Origin of the sequence: Pseudomonas sp. Z003-0.4C(8344-21) (genome assembly GCF_900104975.1) — a bacterium.
Classification (GTDB): Bacteria; Pseudomonadota; Gammaproteobacteria; order Pseudomonadales; family Pseudomonadaceae; genus Aquipseudomonas; species Aquipseudomonas granadensis.
In genome coordinates, this window is sequence record NZ_LT629756.1 from 3,835,358 (window position 1) to 3,853,640 (window position 18,283).

At 57.1% G+C, this 18,283-nt stretch carries 15 protein-coding genes; 8 read left to right on the plus strand and 7 right to left on the minus strand.

What is annotated here, in order from left to right:
- The first annotated feature begins 68 nt into the window (after positions 1-68).
- Together BLU24_RS28035 and BLU24_RS28040 are read left to right on the plus strand one after the other, a co-directional pair.
- Complete coding sequence (locus BLU24_RS28035) at positions 69-2,042, plus strand: beta strand repeat-containing protein (RefSeq protein WP_231990167.1); 1,974 nt, start codon at positions 69-71, stop codon at positions 2,040-2,042.
- On the plus strand, positions 2,032-3,735 hold the full coding sequence (locus tag BLU24_RS28040; protein ID WP_231990168.1) for an autotransporter family protein: 1,704 nt from the start codon (positions 2,032-2,034) through the stop codon (positions 3,733-3,735). Before BLU24_RS28035 ends, BLU24_RS28040 begins: the two co-directional genes overlap by 11 nt.
- Positions 3,736-3,796: 61 nt before the next feature.
- Here the strand turns inward: BLU24_RS28040 and BLU24_RS17345 are convergent, their stop codons facing one another.
- Positions 3,797-4,150: a winged helix-turn-helix transcriptional regulator gene (locus BLU24_RS17345; RefSeq protein WP_093102098.1), complete on the minus strand. Its 354-nt coding sequence runs from the start codon at positions 4,148-4,150 to the stop codon at positions 3,797-3,799.
- Positions 4,151-4,295: 145 nt separating this feature from the next.
- On the opposite strand from BLU24_RS17345, the gene BLU24_RS17350 reads away from it, so the two are divergent.
- The gene (locus BLU24_RS17350) at positions 4,296-4,964 is read left to right on the plus strand and encodes an isochorismatase family protein (protein WP_093102101.1); all 669 of its coding nucleotides are present in this window, start codon (positions 4,296-4,298) and stop codon (positions 4,962-4,964) included.
- Between the two features lie 483 nt (positions 4,965-5,447).
- Here the strand turns inward: BLU24_RS17350 and BLU24_RS17355 are convergent, their stop codons facing one another.
- Positions 5,448-6,341, minus strand: coding sequence for a LysR family transcriptional regulator (locus BLU24_RS17355; protein ID WP_093102104.1), 894 nt, complete (start codon positions 6,339-6,341; stop codon positions 5,448-5,450).
- Positions 6,342-6,440: 99 nt separating this feature from the next.
- On the opposite strand from BLU24_RS17355, the gene BLU24_RS17360 reads away from it, so the two are divergent.
- From BLU24_RS17360 to BLU24_RS17375, 4 genes are all read left to right on the plus strand, one after another.
- The gene (locus BLU24_RS17360; protein WP_093102107.1) at positions 6,441-7,610 is read left to right on the plus strand and encodes a mandelate racemase/muconate lactonizing enzyme family protein; all 1,170 of its coding nucleotides are present in this window, start codon (positions 6,441-6,443) and stop codon (positions 7,608-7,610) included.
- A gap of 101 nt (positions 7,611-7,711) precedes the next feature.
- Entirely contained in the window at positions 7,712-9,019 is a 1,308-nt protein-coding gene (gene dctA / locus BLU24_RS17365) for a C4-dicarboxylate transporter DctA (protein ID WP_093102110.1), read from the plus strand.
- A gap of 120 nt (positions 9,020-9,139) precedes the next feature.
- Positions 9,140-10,012, plus strand: coding sequence for an isocitrate lyase/PEP mutase family protein (locus BLU24_RS17370; RefSeq protein WP_093102113.1), 873 nt, complete (start codon positions 9,140-9,142; stop codon positions 10,010-10,012).
- Between the two features lie 385 nt (positions 10,013-10,397).
- Entirely contained in the window at positions 10,398-11,210 is an 813-nt protein-coding gene (locus tag BLU24_RS17375; protein ID WP_093102115.1) for a DUF1206 domain-containing protein, read from the plus strand.
- A gap of 97 nt (positions 11,211-11,307) precedes the next feature.
- Here the strand turns inward: BLU24_RS17375 and BLU24_RS17380 are convergent, their stop codons facing one another.
- The 3 genes from BLU24_RS17380 to BLU24_RS17390 form a co-directional block, all read right to left on the minus strand.
- The gene (locus BLU24_RS17380; RefSeq protein WP_093102117.1) at positions 11,308-13,698 is read right to left on the minus strand and encodes a TonB-dependent siderophore receptor; all 2,391 of its coding nucleotides are present in this window, start codon (positions 13,696-13,698) and stop codon (positions 11,308-11,310) included.
- Between the two features lie 108 nt (positions 13,699-13,806).
- Positions 13,807-14,787: a FecR domain-containing protein gene (locus BLU24_RS17385; protein WP_093102119.1), complete on the minus strand. Its 981-nt coding sequence runs from the start codon at positions 14,785-14,787 to the stop codon at positions 13,807-13,809.
- Positions 14,774-15,289 (minus strand): sigma-70 family RNA polymerase sigma factor, encoded by a 516-nt coding sequence (locus BLU24_RS17390; protein WP_093106794.1) that lies wholly within the window; start codon positions 15,287-15,289, stop codon positions 14,774-14,776. The genes BLU24_RS17385 and BLU24_RS17390 overlap by 14 nt, the downstream gene beginning before the upstream one ends.
- Before the next feature lie 562 nt (positions 15,290-15,851).
- Between BLU24_RS17390 and BLU24_RS17395 the strand changes: the two genes are divergently transcribed.
- Positions 15,852-16,349: an AAA family ATPase gene (locus tag BLU24_RS17395; RefSeq protein ID WP_093102122.1), complete on the plus strand. Its 498-nt coding sequence runs from the start codon at positions 15,852-15,854 to the stop codon at positions 16,347-16,349.
- A gap of 66 nt (positions 16,350-16,415) precedes the next feature.
- On the opposite strand, the gene BLU24_RS17400 is transcribed toward BLU24_RS17395, so the two are convergent.
- Positions 16,416-17,204: an SDR family NAD(P)-dependent oxidoreductase gene (locus BLU24_RS17400; RefSeq protein ID WP_093102125.1), complete on the minus strand. Its 789-nt coding sequence runs from the start codon at positions 17,202-17,204 to the stop codon at positions 16,416-16,418.
- A gap of 429 nt (positions 17,205-17,633) precedes the next feature.
- A complete protein-coding gene (locus BLU24_RS17410) occupies positions 17,634-17,993 on the minus strand; it encodes a DUF6124 family protein (RefSeq protein WP_093102130.1) in 360 nt (119 codons plus the stop codon).
- Between the last annotated feature and the right edge of the window lie 290 nt (positions 17,994-18,283).

The following is an 18,283-nucleotide window of genomic DNA, read 5'->3' on the forward strand; positions in this document are numbered from 1 at the left end:
GTGGCCCTCTCGCGCCAGGTAGCTACGGCGTAAGTCAAACATGTACACCCGCAGCAGGTATCGAGGCTGTGATCTCCACTCAACCGGGAACGGCCGTCACCACAACGGCGGGCTCTTCAATCCTGAGTCGAGGCAACAATGCAAACTCCACAGCTATTCTTGATGCAACTACTGTGAATAGCACTCCCCCCACAGCCGCTAATGCGGTGTTCTCAAATGTTATTGGAACCACTGTCAGCACTGCGGCATTGAACGTTATTGGCGGCATCTCGACTGTAAACGTGGGCGGAAGCGGTCTGGACGCCCTTGCGATTACGAATGCAAGCGCTGGCATTTCATCGTTTTCAGTCACCTCAGGCACTACGCTCAACATACTCAACACCGTGGTCGGCAATGAACACGACGGCATCGATGTCAATGCTAGCGGCGGTGGAGCGATAAACGTGTTGCACCAGGGCAACGGTCAAATCACTCTGCTGGGTGGTAACGGCATCTGGACTAAAGCGACTGGGAATGGCGATAACAACGTAAATGTCGGCGCGGGTGTGAGCATCCTCGTTAACAATGACGACGCACTATCCGCCGGCCCGCCAATCACTGACGATACCCTGCCTACAGCGGGCATCGGTAACCACGCCGGAGTCCATACTCGCGCAGTAAATGGCAACACCAATCTGATCAACGCAGCCAATGTGCAAAGTCTTGGAATGAACGCGTTTGGCCTGTTCACTGAAGGCGGCACCGGCAACACCCGCCTTACAAATACAGGAACGCTTTCGACTAACGGTCTTAACGGTTTCGGCATTCGATCGTTCGCCACGGTTGGCAGCATTGCTGTGGTCAATGACGGCGCTATCACTACCACCGGTGGCGCCGGTCACGGTATTTACGCCAACGATAATGTCGGCGCTACCGGTTCGATCAGCGTTGAAAACAATGCCGAGCTCAACGTCGGAAGCACCAGTAACACCGCCGGCTCGCGAGCGATCTACATCATCAAACGCGGGACAGGTGATGTCAGCGTCAAGGGCAGCGGCGATATCAACGTCTTCGGAAGTACCAGCACCACCCGCGCATACGGGATCATCGTGAGCGCTGAGAACAACAATGCACTGATCGATTACTCAGGCGATATTTTTGCCAGCGGTTTCGGCGCGGGCGGCATTCGCGTTGATTCGACCGGGGGCAATGTCCAGGTCAATTATCGTGGCAATCGAATTGAAACCCTGCACAGCAATGCTAATGGCATTTACGCCACGACTCAGTTATCAGCGGGAACGGTGAATGTCGATGCCGGTGGCACGATCATCACCCACTCCGACGCGGGTTCGGGCGACGGCAGCGGCATTGGTTCTTTCGGTATCCAAGCTTTAATCTTGGGGGGCGATGTTGGGATCAGGTTCACCGGGCCGCTGATCGACGTGAATGGTGCAGGCGCGGCGTTACTAGCGGGCAATGCGTTCAACGGCGGAAGCGGCCTCGGTGCAATTAGCGTCAGCAACAGCGGCGAACTGATTGCACGTGGTGATCAGCAACGCGGGATTCGCACCTTCTCGACCACCGGCGCGCAGAATATCGTCAATACCGGGCCGATCCAGACGCTGGGGGCTAGTAATAGTCAGGGCATCTTTGCCCTAGCCTCCGGCGCGGCAATCATGACGGTGAACAATAGCGGGGCTATAAGCGCAGGCGGAACCGGCTCGTCCGCCATTGATGCGTCGACCGAGGGAGGCAGCGTTGACGTCAGCAACGCTTCAGCCCTACAAGGCGGCTGGGGGGACAGTAGCGGTATCGCCTTGGGCGGCGCGGCACAGACGGTGAATAATACCGGCGTCATCGGTGCGCTCAGCGATTCGGCAGTGCGGGCAGATACTACAGCCGTAGGTAATACGTTTTCCCTGAACAACACGGGGGAGATGACGGGATCGGTCAATGCCGCCATTTCTGACAGCACCATTCGAAACAGTGGGACGTGGACTTTGCGAAACTTCGCCGCGAGCACGGCGAGCGGTGTACGCGATACATGGGGGGGTGGCAGCTAGCAATCTGGGCTCTTCGGGGAATAACAGTATTACCAACAGCGGCCTGATTCGCTTGGCTACGCAGCCACAAGCTGGAATCGTCAGCTTCAGTAGTAGCGGTGCATATTTGCCGCTTGGCCAAGCGGCAAATGCACCAACACCTGGAGGTGCCGTCCAAGCTCAGTTGCTTGGCGTTACCAGCTTCACTAACAGCGGCACGCTCGATTTACCCTCAGGAAGCAGAACTGTCGGTAATGTGCTCCTCATCAGCGCGGCTAACACTGCGGGAAACAATGGGGGCGGAGTATTTGTGTCGGACGGCGGAGCACTGCTGCTCAACTCCACGCTCAACGCCGGAGGTACAAACAGCATCTCGGATATGTTGGTGGTTGACTCCACCGCAACCAGCGCTGGAGGCGCCACGCGTATTGCGGTGCGCAACGTAGACGGACAGGGTGCATTGACCCAAGGCAACGGCATCGCCGTGGTCGAATTGCTTGATAAAACACAGAGCGCGAGCGATCCAAACGCATTTAGCCTGGCTCGTCGTGTCGTCGCCGGGCCTTATGAATATCGCCTGCAACAAGGCGCTGAGGACGGAAGCACGAAGGATACCTGGTTCCTGCGTTCGGATGCGCCCGTTCCAGATCCGACGCCTGCCCCCGATCCGACACCTACTCCCGAGCCAGCTCCGGCCCCTTCGCCAGTTCCCAACTATCGCCCCGAGGTTTCACTTTACGGTGCAGTTCCAGCTCTGGCGCTGGTGTACGGGCGAACCATGGTGGATACGTTGCATGAGCGGGTCGGTGAAGAGCGTCTGAATGCCGGCGAACCGTTACCCAAAGACGATCAAGCCACCCTGGCGCCGTCAATGGGCTGGGGCCGAGTGATTTACCGAAGTGGAAAACAGGATGGCGATAGCAAAAACTCTTTGGGCCGGACACCCGAATATAATTATGACCTCACAGCTTTTCAGGTCGGCACTGATCTTTACCGTAAAGAAAGGCCCGATGGCAGTCATGAACAGGCCGGCTTATCGCTTTCAGCAGGCACCCTTGATGCTGGGGTAAGCCATTACACCCGCCGCCCCGCCGGATCGGACACCCTGCGTGCATATGGCGTGGGGGCCTACTGGACGCATTTCGGCCCCTCCGGTTGGTATCTTGATGGCGTGGCGCAAATCAATCGCTTCGACATCGAAGCCAGGCCAAATGACCTGAGCAAACTCAAGACGCGCGGATGGGGCTACACCGTCTCTCTGGAGAATGGATATCCGATTGAGGTAGACAAAAACTTGTACATGGAGCCGCAGCTGCAAGCCATCTATAGCCATGTAGATCTCGATAGCAGCAACGATGTCGGCGCCAACATCCGTTTCCGCGATGTCGATTCTCTTATCGGGCGAGCAGGCGTACGGATCGCTAAAGACTGGGACACGGACAGCGTGGATAGAACTCCACGACGTACCAACACTTGGATCCGGCCTAGCATCTGGCACGAATTCAAAGGACAGCCAAAGACCGAGTTTTCTTCCGAATCGGGTTACATTCCTTTTGAATCGGATATTCAGGGTACGTGGGGCGAGGTTAATGTTGGCATAGATCATCAGGCGAACCGGCGCACGACCTTTACTGCGTCGGCGGGCTATCGCCAAGGGTTCGATGGTGACAGCCACGGGTATGATGCGATGCTGGGTTTCAAAATTGATTTTTGAGAACCGACAGGTACACACATTCATAAAGCGTGGTGATGCCGAAAATATCTTATCAGCCTTGTTAGGCATCACCCGCTTTGTCCATTTTTTTACTTGCAAGCTCTGTTTCCAGAAACTTTCCCCAGTCCCCCATCGCATGCAGAACGGGTGACAATGTCTTCCCGAGTGGCGAAATTCTATATTCAACTTTAGGAGGCACTTCGCCGTAATCCGTTCGCAACACAAGGCCATCCTCCTCTAGTTCTCGCAACTGCTGCGTGAGAGTCCGAGGAGGTATGCGGCCTAAGCATTTGGCAAGTTCACCGAATCTTCTTACATCTTCTAAAAGGAAATGAATGATCATTACCTTCCACTTCCCCCCTATAACTTTCAATGTTGTCTCGACAGGACAACTCACTTTTTTTTCGGTTGCCATGAAACACCTCAGTACAATTTCACTTACAGTAACAAAAATGTAACTACTTGCGGCTCGCCTGTTCAGCGTCTACTTTTGTCTGGCTGGCAAGAGATCCTCCATCTCCGAGAGGGTAATGCATAGCTAACCATACACGAGGTGACACATGTCTACTACGAAGGGAATGCTAGATCCGAATGATGCGGTTATCTTGCTGATTGACCACCAAAGCGGTCTCTTTAACACCGTTCGCGATGTATCAATTCCGGATCTGCGCAATTACGTTATAGCAATCGCGAAAACCGCGACCTTGCTAAACATTCCCGTCATCACCACCGCATCCGTACCTGACGGGCCCAATGGCCCGCTCATACCTGAGATTCACGAACATGCACCACACGCGGTTTACGTGCCACGCACAGGGCAGATCAACACTTGGGACAACCCTCTTTTTGTAAAGGAAATCGAGAAGACAGGGCGTAAAACCCTGATCATCGCCGGCACACTCACGAGTGTGTGCATGGCATTCCCAGCAGTAAGCGCAGTGCAAGCTGGTTATAAAGCTTATTGCGTTGTTGATGCATCAGGAAACTGGAGCAAGCTTGCCACTGACACGACTATCGCACGTGTAACTCAAGCAGGCGCGATTCCCACGGATACCTTCGCCATAGTTGCGGAACTTATGCAAACCTGGAATCGCCCTGAAGGTTCGAGATTCGCAGAAATCATATCCAATCACATCTGTCCGGAATATAAATGTTTGATGGAGAGTTATGGCAAAGCCCAATCCATAGCGAAAGATGGCCCTGAGACACACCTCGACAAGTATAAATAAAGTTAAAAGCCACTGATCCAACCTTAAAATCTTCACTTCAGACTAAGTAAAAAATTTGGAGGGCGCTCATGCGTCCTTCAAGTCCAAGTAAATTCTGCGCCAGAATTCTCAATCATGGTTTATCCCCTTAATTATCCTGTTCGCCGGTCTGTGGGCGTCCGGCAAAAAAGACTACTCCCCCATTCAGGTCAGCCGAGCGTTACAAATCCGCCGAATCCACTTACAACGATTATCACCGCATCTCCCCCTGCCCCGGCCCCCCAGCCGATCAGTACGTCAGCACAGACAAACTCAACATCTGGGATCAACCCAAGGGGAAGTCATTTCCAAGCTTCAGCGCGGAGATAAACGAGCAAACGTACTGCCGCCAGTTTGCTGGTCAATTGCGACGACGGCAGGACGACGTACCAAAGGTTTGTGAGCATGTGAACGTGGACTCAATCCAGGAACAGGAATGGCTCACACCGCGAGCGAGAAGACGCGTCATAAAGAGTGCGCCTTATCGTTGCCCACGCGAGCCCAGAATTCTTCTGCTGACGGGCTGATGGGCGCCGTCGGGCGTGTGAGGTGAATTTCCAGAGGGATATCCCAGCTTTCGTCCAGCGCCCGAACCAGACGTCCGTCAGTCATTTCCTGTTCGGTCAGGCTCTTGGGTAACCAGGCGACCCCCTTGCTCTCCAACGCCATCGACATCAGAACCGCAGCCAGATGGCTGCTGAAAAGCGGCTTGAGATGAAGATAATCTTCTTTGCCGTGGAGTCGGTGAGCGACGATTCGGCCGAGGCCCGATTCGTGGGTGTAAGCCAGATAAGGCAGGGTTTCAGGGGAGGTTCCGAAATGGGCAGAAGGACTCGCCAGTGGCACCAGCACATCCTCGCCGATCTTCTTTCCAATGAACTGAGCAGGGGCCAGCAACGGCGGTACATCGGGGTGGCGATGACACAGGAGAAATTGCACCTGGCCCTGGATCAGCATCTGCTCGCACACCGCCATGCTGTCTGAATGCAGACGTACCGCCTCAATCGGTGCGCCGTTTTCGGCACTTCTCAACCAGCGCGGGAAGAAGGTGAAAGACAAGGAATGAGTGGCTGCAAATTGCAGGGTTTTTGCAGCCATCCCCGCCACTTCCTGTGCCTCGGAGCGCATCCGGTACAGGCGCCTGGCCGCCTCTTGGGCGCTGGGCAAAATCTGTCTTCCGGCCTCGGTCAAGGTCGCTCCCTGCGGGGTGCGGACGAACAGTTCGACGCCCATCCAATTCTCCAGCGAACGGACTCTGCGGCTGAAGGCAGGCTGCGTCACGTGGCGCGCTTCAGCGGCACGAACAAAGCTGCCGTATTCCGCAAGCGCTGAAAAATCCTCTAGCCAAACGAGTTCCAAGGGCAATGCCTCCTGTGCATAGGGCGCGGCATTAATAGCATTGGGCGGGTGTCATCGCAAAGCATAACGTGGGGCCACAAACAACAAGAGGAACCCGTCATGCGTATCGTCGACATCCGTGAAAAAACCGTTTCCATTGCCTCCCCGATTGCCAACGCGTACATCGATTTCTCGAAAATGACCTGCTCGGTCGTCGCGGTTATCACCGATGTGATTCGCGATGGAAAACCGGTCATCGGCTACGGTTTCAACTCCAACGGTCGCTACGGTCAAGGCGCTCTGATGCGTGATCGCTTCCTGGCGCGCATCACCGAAGCTGATCCCGACACACTCGTCGACCATGAAAACAACAACCTCGATCCGTTTGCCATCTGGAAAGCCCTGATGACCAACGAAAAGCCTGGCGGTCACGGCGAGCGCTCGGTCGCGGTGGGCACCATCGACATGGCGGTATGGGATGCCGTCGCGAAGATCGAAGGCAAACCGCTCTATCGTCTGCTGGCCGATCGTTACCGCAACGGCGTGGCCGATGACAAGGTCTGGGTCTATGCAGCAGGCGGTTACTACTACCCAGGCAAAGACCAGAGCAAACTCAAAGCAGAAATGCAGAGCTATCTGGATCGTGGCTACGACGTTGTCAAAATGAAGATCGGTGCGGTGCCACTCGACGAAGATATCCGTCGCATCGAGGCGGTACTCGAAGTGGTTGGGGACGGTCGTCGACTGGCAGTCGATGCCAACGGTCGTTTCGATCTGCAGACCGGTATCGCTTACGCCGAAGCCATCAAGAAGTACAACCTGTTCTGGTACGAGGAGATCGGCGACCCGCTCGACTACGCACTGCAAGCCGAGCTTGCCAATCACTACGAACTGCCCATGGCGACCGGGGAAAACCTGTTTTCCCACCAGGACGCGCGTAACTTGCTGCGTCACGGCGGCATGCGCCCGGATCGCGACTTCCTCCAGTTCGACTGCGCGCTGTCCTATGGGCTCGTGGAGTACATGCGCACCCTGAAAGTGATGGACGAAATGGGCTGGTCGTCGCGCCGCGTCGTTCCGCACGGTGGTCATCAGATGTCCCTGAACATCGCCGCCGGCCTGCACTTGGGCGGCAACGAATCCTACCCCGACGTGTTCCAGCCTTTCGGCGGCTTCGCCGATGGAATCAAGGTGGAAAACGGATATGTCGGCCTGCCCGATATTCCAGGTGTCGGCTTCGAAGCCAAGTCCGCCTTGTACGCCGTCATGCGCGAGCTGGGCGAAGGCTAATCCAGATCGATCTGCGGTTTCTTTCAAGGGACCGCAGATTCAGGCGTCTTTCGCAGACGCCAAACCACATGCCCATCACAACAATAAAATGAGGTGCTTCCGTGGAAATGTCCAAGTCCCGCTGGTACGGCCAGCTGTATGTGCAAGTGCTGATCGGCATCGTGATCGGTGCCGCGATCGGTTACTTCGTACCCGATATCGGCGCCAAGCTCCAACCCTTTGCCGATGGCTTCATCAAGCTGATCAAAATGCTCTTGGCGCCCATCATTTTCGGTACGGTCGTGGTCGGTATCGCGAAGATGGGCAGTATCAAAGAGGTCGGGCGGATCGGTGTGAAAGCGCTGATCTACTTCGAGATTCTTTCAACCATCGCCCTCGTCGTCGGCCTGATCGTGGTCAACATCGTCAAGCCTGGCGTCGGAATGAATATCAACGTCAGCGCGCTGGATGCAAATGCGATCAGCAAGTACAGCCAGGCCGCCACCGAGCAAGGCGGCACCGTTGAGTTCTTTCTGAACATCATTCCCCACACCTTTCTCGGCGCGTTCTCCAACGGCGTCATGCTTCAGGTCATTCTGCTTTCGGTATTGATGGGTGTGGCTCTGGTTCAAATGGGCGAGACCAGCAAGCCATTGATCAATACCATCGATCTGTTTCTGCAGGGCCTGTTCAGGATCGTGGCGATGGTCATGCGCCTGGCGCCACTGGGTGCCGGTGCCGGCATGGCGTTCACGATTGGCAAATACGGAATTGGCACGCTGCTATCGCTCGGGCAGTTGTTGGTCGCCCTCTACATCACCACCTTGATTTTCATCGTCGTGGTACTGGGCACGGTGGCCCGATGGTCGGGCATGCCGCTGATGCAGTTTCTGCGCTACTTCAAGGATGAAATCCTCATCACGCTTGGCACCTGCTCAACCGAAGCCGTGTTGCCACGCATGATGGTCAAGCTGGAAAAGCTCGGCTGCAAAAAATCCGTGGTCGGCATGGTGCTGCCGACGGGCTACACCTTCAACGCAGACGGCACCTGCATCTATCTGACCATGGCCGCCATCTTCATTGCCCAGGCGACCAATACGCCACTGACCTTTATGGATCAAATGATCTTGCTGGGCGTGTTCCTGCTGACGTCCAAAGGCTCGGCCGGGGTGGCGGGCGCAGGCTTTGTAACGCTGGCCGCAACACTCACCACCATTCACTCCATTCCTCTGGTGGGCCTGGTCTTGCTGCTGGGCATTGACCGGTTCCTCAACGAAGCGCGCGCCGTGACCAACCTGATCGGCAACGGCATCGGCACCATCGCTATCGCCAAGTGGGACAACTCGTTTGATGTCGAGGCGTGCGAGCGTGAAATCGCAGCCATGAAGCACGAGAAAGCGACCAGGAAGGCGTTGCTGGCGCAGAAATAATCTGCAAACGGATCCGGTCATCTCGCCGTGGCAAAGGCTATGACCGGTAGCGCCTTCCAGGTCTCGCTCAACTCGAATGAGACCCGCACATCACTGGTGAGATTTTGATGGAGCCGAAAAATGATCGAGCGATCACATCATGAACTGCGCAAGGCGTTTGGTGATTTACTCAAAGGAAACGTCTGCAAGTTTGCTGCTTCAGTATTCGACCCTATCTCGGTTCGTATGGCTTGCGACCTTGGCTTTGAGGTTGCCATTCAAGGTGGTTCGGTCGCCTCGCTTCAGGTACTCGGGGCACCGGACATTGCACTGCTCACGCTGGATGAGTATGTCGAGCAGGTTTCCAGAGTCGGCCGGGCCAGCCAGATCCCGATCATCGCGGATGCTGACCATGGATTCGGAAACGCGCTGAATGTCATGCGCACCGTGACCGAGCTGCAGAAAGCCGGTGTCGCTGCCCTGACGCTGGAAGACACCCACCTGCCGGCCAGGTACAACGAGCAATCGCCTGTGCTTATCGAGCGGGAAGAAGCCGCGAGCAAGATTTACGCCGCGCGGTTTGCCCGATCAGATGAAGCCCTCAGCATCATCGCCCGCACCAACGCGGCTTTTACCACGCTGGAAGATTCCATTGCTCGCACCACGGCGTATGAAAAGGCTGGGGCCGACGCGATTTGCCTCGTCGGGGTCAAAGACTTCGAACATCTTGAAGCACTCACCGCACATCTGAGTGTGCCGATCATGTTGATCAACTATGCAAATCCGGCGCTGAGCAATGTTGAGCGACTGAGTGCTGCCAATGTGCGAATTGTGGTTAATGGGCATGCGCCGTATCTGGCCGCAATCGAAGCGACGTACGAGGCGTTGTGTGAACAAAGCGGCGCGGAGGGACGCGAACTTACGCTCTCTAAGCTGCTTGCCAGGTACACACTCTCGGACAATTACCGGGAGTGGGCGGAAACTTATTTAAGGTCGGGTCGTGATTCGAATTGATTTGAAGCAGGTGAGCTGAAGCGTCATGGGGCGAGGCTGGAGACATTGTTGCCGCAGACGGACCGCCCCTCACCCTAGCCCTCTCCCCCTGGAGAGGGAACCGATTCGGGGATATTCGAGGGTTGCGCCGACCTGAACGTGGCTCGTTGAACCCAGAGTCGCTGAGCTCACAAAAGCCATAATCACTATGGTCTTGCAGGTCGATGTACCCCTAAAGACACCTCGGTCGGCCCCCTCTCCCTCCGGGCGGTCCGACGTTTCGGGAGGGCTGGGGTGAGGGCTTGCACGCCAATCGCGCCATCGCTAATCAGATTGATAAACAGCCAGTAGAACCCCGGTCAGCACCAGGGGTCTGCTCTTGTATACCTTCTCTGGAATACATCGAATGTCCGCGCAACATAGCCTGGTAATACTCGCTCGGGGCGGTTACGCCGCTCGTGGCGTGCTGTATTTGATCATCGGGATTTTTGCCCTGCTGGCAGCGCAAGACTCGACAAAACCCAAGGACAGCCACAAAAGCCTGGAGGCACTGCTCAGCCAACCATTCGGCTATTTTCTGGTTGGGCTTGTAGTGGCCGGCCTGCTCGCCTTTGCAGCTTGGCGCGTCCTGCAAGCGACGCGTGATGTCGATCATCATGGCAAGGACCTCAAAGGTCTGGTCATTCGCGCAGGTCTGTTGGCGGGCGGTATGGTCAACGGCGCTTTAGCGATCTTCGCATTGGGTTTGCTCGTCAGCGGCATCAGAAGCTCGGGCGACTCAGGTGGGCAGACCAAAGACTGGCTGGCGCATCTGTTGTCCTGGGATCACTCGAATCTTTTGGTGTACCTGATCGCACTCGTTCCGCTGGGGGTCGGTATTGCTCACATCATCAAGGGCTGGAAGGCGACGTTCGAGAAATACTTTGAGGCGGACGAGGATGTCATGCGGTATGTCCGCCCCGTCTCGAGGTTCGGCCTGATCGCCCGTGGGGTGGTTTTTATTGAGATTGCGGTGCTGCTGGCTGTCAGCGGTTCCACTTATCAAGCGATGGATCCACCGGGTATGAAAGAGGCACTGGACGCGCTGCAAAATCTTCCAGCGGGCTGGTTGATCTTGATCGTGATGGCGTTGGGGTTGATGGCTTTCTCGGTTTACAGTTTTTCTGAAGCCTTCTGGCGACGGATCAATATGGATGTGCCTGGGGTAGCGAGATCGTAAGGCTACGTTCACCGCTTGCCGATTGGTAACCAGGTTGGCGGTACCCGCGATAAAGCGGGCACCGCGTCCTGGCAAAGCAGAAGGCTTACACACCCACTTACCAGTTGTAACTCACTTTGGCGGTAATCTCGCGACCCGGGTTGTAGAAGTTCGCGGTGCCGGAACCGACCACGTGCTGCTCATCCAGCAAGTTGCTGACGTTCACCGCAAGATCGGTACCCTTGGCGATCTTGTAGTTGAAGGCGGCGTCGAACAGCGTGGTGCCATCGCTCTTGCCGGAGTTGGCTGCATCGAAGTAATAGGAACCGACGTAGCGCGCACCCAAACCAACGCTGACATCCGTGCCGGGCAGGTCGTAATAACTCCAGAGCGAAGCGGAGTGCTTGGGTGCCGTGGCGAACTCGTTGCCTTTCAGCGAGCTGCCGTCGTACAACGAACCGCGCAGTACTTCCGACTCCATGTAGGAATAACCACCGATCAGGCTGAGGTTCTGCGTTACCTGCGCCTTGGCCTCCAGGTCGAGGCCACGCGCCCGCGACTCGCCCACCGTTTGTTGCTCGATGATGCCGCTCGGCAGCACCACGGCGATGGTGACGTTTTCCTGGGTCAGGTCATAAACGGCGGCAGAGAACAGTGCGTCCATCCCCATCGGCGCATATTTCACGCCCACTTCGTACTGCCGGCCCGTCTGCGGTGTGACGCCAACTTGCGGCGGCGAGACGGATTCCACCATGCTCACATAAGTGGAGACTTCGTCGTTGACGATGTAAGTCAGCGCACCGCGGTAGGAGGTTTCGGAGAAGGTGTCTTTCTCAGTCGATTGCAAGCCTTTGCTGGTCAGATCCATCGAGTCGTTGCGCACACCCCCGGTGACGATGAAACGCTCGTAGAACGACAGGTTCTGTTGAAGGAATACGGCTTTGGTGGTCGCGTCTCGCTTGTTCACGGCATACGGCGCGATCGAGCGTGAAACGCCAGTAAACACGGGATTGGCAATATCAATCGGGGTCGTCAGATCGTAGACCGAGCTTTCCTTGGTGGTCGAATCGAGGTACTCCACGCCCACCAGACTGCTGCTGTCGATGTTCTCGAAGCGGGCATCGTATTGCAGCATCAGATTGCCGTTGAACTGGTCGGCCTCGGTGTCTGTGCCAAACAGATAGCGGTCGACGGTCGTACCGACCCGTGCGGCGCTGTCGCTTAAGTAAACGTAGCCAAAATCATCGGTCAACTTGCTGTAACGCAGATTGCTGCGCAGTACGAAGCCGTTGTCGAAGTCATGGGTGACGTTACCGCTAAGGCTGGTGCGCTCGACATCGTGGAAGTTGTAGCTCGGCTCACCGTAAAACTTGCTGCGGTCGTATTCCTTGTCCAGCGGATAACCGCCACTGTTGGGCGAACTTTCGGTTTTCAGGTAATCCAGAATCACCGTCGCCGATGTGTAATCCGACGGAGCCCAGGTCAGGCCACCCATAAACAACTGGTTGTCGTCCTGTGAGTGATCGTACTCGCGGTCGCTGTTCTGGCCTTTGGCAGTAAAGCGGCCGGCCAGGGTTTTCTCGTCGTTCAGCGCATCCCCCACATCGATGCCGGTCTCGACATGGTCGAACGAGCCGTAGGTCACATAGCCCTGACCAAACTTCTCGAAGCGCGGTTGTTTGGTCACGAAGTTCACCGAACCGCCGGGGTCCGCAGGGCCAAACAACGTGGAGTTAGCGCCGCGCAGAATCTCGATGCGCTCATAGGCGAATGGGTCTTCGCGTACGCCGCGCATCGAACTCAGGGTCAGGCCGTCACGGTAGGTGGTGGCCTGGAAGCCGCGGATCTGGAAATAGTCGTTGCGGTCATCCGTGCCATAGAAGTCACTGACCACGCCCGGCGTGTATTGCAGCGCCTCTTCCGTGGTGCTGACGCTGCGTTGCTGCATTTCCTTGTTGGTCACCACCGACACCGAGGCCGGTGTGTTGAGAATGCTGGTCGCCACCTTGCCGCCCACCCAGAGTTCCTTGGCGACCACCGAGTTGGTGTCGTCGTCGGCGCTGACCCGAACCTTGGCATTGATGATGAGGGGCGCAAGGCGGTAGTCCTCGACGTCCGTTGCGTCGAGCTCCAGCGGGCCGGCGGGCTTTGCCTGAGGCACCAGCAGGTAGGCATTCGGGCCCTGCTGTTCAATTTGCAATTCGCTGCCTTGCAGCAACGATGACAGCGCTGACGATGTATCGAGCGTGCCATTCACGCCAGCCGTGGTGCGGTTCGCGACACTCGACGCATCGAATGAAAGACTGACGCCCGCCTCGCGCGCAAAACGGTCAAGCGCCGGCGCCAGTGGGCCCGCAGCGATGTTCCACGGTTTGACTTGATTGCTCGGGTCAGCGCTCGGGGTTTGCGCCAGCGACGGCAATGCGTAGCTGCTGACGATCAAACCCAAAATCGCAGCGTGCAAGGCGCGATTCAGTGGATGGCGCTGTGAAACCGGGGACGAACTCATTTTCTCGCTCCAAGAAGGGACATCGACAGACTGGCCTGTATTCCGGCCTTCCAAAGAGGCCGAACGAGAATGAGAAACCACCTCATTATTTTTCACGCAATACGAAATTCAGCTGGCTGCGGTCACGGTCACCCAGTACCGGGTTCGATAATCGACGTGTAAATGCAGTGATTGCGCGATCAACGCCAGGACCTGATCGTTGTCGGCGAGCTGGAAGGTGCCGGAAACACGACGATCCGCGACCTCTTCGGCGCAGCGCAACACCCCGGGGCGATAACGCGACAACTCCGCGATGAAATCACCGAGGCGCATATTGCGCGCACTGATCACCCCGTCCCCCCAGCTCCAGGGATCAAGGCCCTGGTCGCTGAACGTTCGCACGCCACTGGCTGTGAACAGCAACTGATCGCCTGCCTGCACGTTGCGGCTTGCAGCCGTTTGACGGGCGCCGGGGAACAGCGTGACTGATCCTTCCTGCGCCGCGACCAGCGTGCCATCGTCACGCTCGCGGACCAGAAAGCGCGAACTGTGGGCCTGCATGAGGCCGTCGCGTGATTGCACCCAGAGCGGTCGCGCTGGATGCGAATGCGGGTCCGCGCCGACATTCACGATGATTTCACCCCGTCGCAGGATGATCAGGCGTCGCTGGGCGTCGAACTCGCTGTCGACGGCGCTATCGCTATTGAGCTGGACCAGGCTGCCATCATCGAGCTGAAAGCGGCGTCGCTCACCGGTGCTGCTGCGTTGCTGCGCAAGCATGGCGGGGACCGGCGTGTAATCCCGGCCGAGCCAGGCTGCCGTGCCAACAGTCGCCAATACGCCCAGTAACTTCAGGCTTTCGCGCCGGCGCATTCCCTGACGGCTGCCATCAAGGGTTTGTCGGGCCAGTTGCGCGGGCACGCCTGCGAAGTCATCGCCAAGGGTTTCTACACGCTGCCACGCCAACCCATGCTCCGGGCGCTGCTGCAGCCAGTGCTCAAAGTTGCGCTGTGTCTGTTCATCGGCTTGATTGAAGCGAACGCGCACCAGCCATTGGATCGCCTGCTCGACAATGGCCGGATCAAGCGCCTGCGGCTCACGCCTCGACATAACGCACGCGATAGCAATGTTGCAGGGCCGTGGCCAGGTCGCGCTCTACCGTCGCGCGGGAAACACCCAGTTTTTCGGCTATTTGCGCACAGGTCAGACCGTCGAGTCGGGCAAACAAAAACGCCTGTCGGACTCTTGGTTTAAGCGTACCGAGCATGCGGTCTATGCGCTCGAGCGCATCCAGAATGATCAGCCGACTCTCTTCCGAGGGCACCTCGTGTTGAGGCAACAACATGACGCTTTCCAGATAGGCACGCTCGAGTTCGCGACGACGATACTGATCAATCATCAGCCCACGGGCGATACTGCTCAGATAGGCGCGCGGTTCGCGCAAGGGGCTGGATTGACGGGATTTGAGCAGACGGACGAACGTGTCCTGCGCCAGATCGGCAGCGTTATCGCGACATCCAGTGCGCCGGATCAGCCAGCCCTGTAACCACGAATGGTGGGTGCGATAGAGCAGCCCTAGATCAGCAGTGCCTAGTGTTTCGTCGCTGCGCATCGGAATCCCGGCGAATACATGATTGATAATGAATCGCATTCTACTCACGGGATGGGGCCTTAGGCAAATACGTGGCGCTCAGTGTTCACTTTGGGCCGAACGTGGACGGACGGCCCCCCTCACCCTAGCCCTCTCCCCCAGGAGAGGGAACCGATCCGGGGGTATTCGAGAGTTGCGCCGACCTGAACGTGTCTCACTGAATCCAGACTCGCTGAAGCTCACTAAAGCCGTAATCGCTAAGGTCTTGCAGGTCGATGTATAACGAAAGACACCTCGGTCGGCTCCCTCTCCCTCCGGGAGAGGGCTGGGGTGAGGGTCTCGGATACCCCGGCACTCACATCACTCCAGCAACTGCAAATTGGCCGTTTAACCGCCAGTTGGCCAAGCGTTTACCCTGGATGGTTTTCGTACAAAATCGCGCGTTCGGTACACCTAATCTGTCGCAACCATTCCTTCTGCGCGAAAGCTGCCTGTCATGCTGACGCTTGTTGTTGACCAAGATAGGCATTTACGTAGAATCGCCACCCCCCAAATTCAGCTTGCATGACGAGAAGGAGCTTCGATGCGACGGGTGATGATTGTTGGCCAACCTGGATCAGGCAAAAGCACATTGGCGCGTGAACTGGGTCAGCGCACGGGCTTGCCGGTCATTCATATCGACACCATCCACTGGCGGCCCGGGTGGATCGAACGGAGCCGGGACGACAAAACGCAGCTTTGTCTCGATGTAGAGGCCCGCGATTGCTGGATATTCGAAGGTGGCCATTCAGCCACTTGGGACAATCGGAGAGCCCGCGCAGATCTTTTGATATGGATTGATCGTTCGGCGACGCTTCGATTCTTGCGTGTACTGCGCAGAACGCTGCTCCAACGCGGTCAGTCCCGACCCGACTTGCCGGAGAACTGCCCGGAACTGCTGGCGAACCTGCCGAAGTTTTTTAGATTCATGTGGCAGACGAGAAAAACCGCGCGAGAAAAGATGCAGCAACTTGCGGCGACAGCGCCCTCAACTTGCCGTGTGGTTTGTCTACGATCTGATCGGATATCGCTATTTTTCTAGCGAGCACATCCCTGGGCGCTGACGGCAGCCATCGTGTCGATTGACGCACCGTCAGCAGAATAAATCTCAGACGATGCTGTCGATCACCCCGCCGTCGACGCGCAACGCTGCGCCCGTGGTGGCGGACGCCTGTTCGGAGCTGACGTAGATGATCATGTTGGCGACCTCCTCAACGCTGGCGGCACGCTGGATGATCGAGGAACTGCGGTGGGCGTTGACGAAATCGGCGGCGACCTTCTCCAGGCTCTCGCCGGAGCTTTCGACGGTGGCGCTGAGCATTTGCGCCACGCCTTCGGACAAGGTCGGCCCGGGCAGCACGGCATTGACCGTCACCCCGGTGCCCGCCAGACGCTTGGCGAGGCCGCGCGACACGGCGAGTTGCGCGGTTTTGCTGAAACCGTAATGGATCATGTCAGCCGGAATATTCACCGCCGACTCCGACGAGATAAACACGATCCGCCCCCACTTGCGCTCCACCATGCCCTGCGCATAGGCGCGTGACAGGCGCACGCCGGACATGACGTTGACGTCGAAAAAGCGTTGCCACTCGCTGTCCGGTATCTCGAAGAAATCCTGCGGATTGAACACACCCAGATTGTTGATGACGACGTCGAAAGCACTGTGCTCCGCGACCAGTTTGTCGACCCCAGCCTCACTGCCCAGATCACCAGCAAAACCGATGGCCTTGCCGGCCAGCGCGCCCAGCCGTTGCAAAGCGCCGTCGACATTTTCCTGGCTGCGACCGTTGATCACCACCTGCGCCCCCGCTTGCAAAAAGCCCTTGGCCGTCGCAAAACCGATGCCGCTGGTGGAACCCGAAACCAAAACCTTACGTCCGGTGAAATCAATGTTCATGATGACCTCGCAATGGGGTGAATGGCTGGATGTTGCAGTGTTTGTAGCGTCTCGATAGTCGGTTTGGATTAGAGATGACTTTTGGAGTTTGTCGAATTATCGTCGGTCCGTCGCCGCTCAAGGTTAATCGCTTATGGGCACGCGGGTTACTGCATTAGCTCAAAGAAAGGCACGTGCCTGCGCGTCGACACCATTGGCGAGCAATTCAACGACATGACCGTGACGCGCAGGACCGGCGAATGCCCTGAAGCGCCTCAATAACCCGTAAATTCGATGCAGAAAAGTAACCGCCCCACTCCCACAGGTCCCAGCCCCGAACACAACATCCGCGACCAACACAAAACCCCGTGGGAGCCAGCCTGCTGGCGATAGCGGCCGATCAGGCAACGGAGACAGCGCATGTGCCACCGCTGCCCGCCCTACTAAAAATCACTCCGGCAACTGCAAATTATCCAAAGCCCGATTCACCGCCAGCTCCCCGAGCATGATCAACTGAGAAATCCCCAACAACGCCCGCCGCTGCGACGCCGGCAACAGACTGGCGACGTTCTGCGCAAGGGTCTGGGCCGAAGCGAGCGTTTCACTGGCATCGATCAGCAGCTCTTCGTTTTTGTTGTCCGCCGTTACCGCGTACATCCCACGGTGTTTACGCGGCGGCGGCGTAGAACCGGGCGGACAGAGGTAATGGTCAAGCGCACGGTCGGCAGCTTCGTGGAGTTTTTTGGAGTGGGTGGGTTCGTAGGGGGATGTGGGGTTGGATTCAGGTGGGTTGGGTGTGGGTTTGATCATGGTGAAGCTCCATTTTTATACCTGGTGGAACCACCCAAACCTGTCGCTAAACAGATAAGGGTGGCAGCTGTACGCGGGTTAGCGAACCGAGAGGTATAAGACCCGGCAGACCCGAAGGTCTCCCACGCACAGCCGCCATATCGTCATCGCAAATGTCTGCGACAACTGGAGCGTCGTTGAACTTATACCTGGTCGGGTCGCTAAACCCGGTCGCTGGGTTGGCAGCGACACGTAGACGATATAGACCAGGTGAAAAGCCCACAAGCCGGCGGATTCTGGCGTAGCTGTAG

Bases quoted from the DNA above. Each gene is read 5' to 3' on its own strand.
- BLU24_RS17345 (WP_093102098.1), bottom strand. From the start codon at position 4,150: ATGGCAACCGAAAAAAAAGTGAGTTGTCCTGTCGAGACAACATTGAAA.
- BLU24_RS17350 (WP_093102101.1), top strand. From the start codon at position 4,296: ATGTCTACTACGAAGGGAATGCTAGATCCGAATGATGCGGTTATCTTG.
- BLU24_RS17360 (WP_093102107.1), top strand. From the start codon at position 6,441: ATGCGTATCGTCGACATCCGTGAAAAAACCGTTTCCATTGCCTCCCCG.
- BLU24_RS17370 (WP_093102113.1), top strand. From the start codon at position 9,140: ATGATCGAGCGATCACATCATGAACTGCGCAAGGCGTTTGGTGATTTA.
- BLU24_RS17375 (WP_093102115.1), top strand. From the start codon at position 10,398: ATGTCCGCGCAACATAGCCTGGTAATACTCGCTCGGGGCGGTTACGCC.
- BLU24_RS17380 (WP_093102117.1), bottom strand. From the start codon at position 13,698: ATGAGTTCGTCCCCGGTTTCACAGCGCCATCCACTGAATCGCGCCTTG.
- BLU24_RS17385 (WP_093102119.1), bottom strand. From the start codon at position 14,787: ATGTCGAGGCGTGAGCCGCAGGCGCTTGATCCGGCCATTGTCGAGCAG.
- BLU24_RS17390 (WP_093106794.1), bottom strand. From the start codon at position 15,289: ATGCGCAGCGACGAAACACTAGGCACTGCTGATCTAGGGCTGCTCTAT.
- BLU24_RS17395 (WP_093102122.1), top strand. From the start codon at position 15,852: ATGCGACGGGTGATGATTGTTGGCCAACCTGGATCAGGCAAAAGCACA.
- BLU24_RS17400 (WP_093102125.1), bottom strand. From the start codon at position 17,204: ATGAACATTGATTTCACCGGACGTAAGGTTTTGGTTTCGGGTTCCACC.
- BLU24_RS17410 (WP_093102130.1), bottom strand. From the start codon at position 17,993: ATGATCAAACCCACACCCAACCCACCTGAATCCAACCCCACATCCCCC.